Raw genomic sequence first — 472 nt, forward strand, 5'->3', positions numbered from 1 at the left:
GGGCGGCACCGGCCTCGGCCTGGCCCGCCAGCTGCTCTCCGCGATGAACACCGGCGGCGAGGGCACTGCCGCGGTCGCCGCTCCGGCCGCGACGGCCACCGCCGCCGCGCAGCCGGTCAGCCAGGCGATTCCGGTGCAGGAGCAGCCGAGCTGATCCGCTGACCGGCACAGCACACAGGGCCCGGTCGCCGTCTTCGGCGACCGGGCACGGTGCGGCGGTCAGGGAAGTTAGGGAGCCGGGGGTGAGGCGCGCTCGGCCGCGGTGGCGACCAGGCCGTACAGCAGGCCGGCGAAGGCGTTCGCGACCACGATGCCGCGGACGACCGCGCAGACCCTGAAGACCGTGCCCAGCCAGGCCATGCTGGCCACCGGCAGGGTGTAGGCGCCGATCACCTTGGCCACGCACTCGGCCACCAGCACGGTCCCCCAGTCCAGCGAGACGGCCCGCTCGTGGCCCCGGAAGTACACCGCC

Annotated in this window: 1 pseudogene; it reads right to left on the minus strand. The window is 75.2% G+C overall.

Features of this window, described 5'->3' with window-relative positions:
• Positions 1–228 precede the first annotated feature (228 nt).
• Positions 229–472: pseudogene (locus UK12_RS41935) on the minus strand (hypothetical protein); the annotation flags it as partial.

Origin of the sequence: Saccharothrix sp. ST-888, from assembly GCF_000955975.1 — a bacterium.
In the GTDB taxonomy this organism is placed as follows: domain Bacteria; phylum Actinomycetota; class Actinomycetes; order Streptomycetales; family Streptomycetaceae; genus Kitasatospora.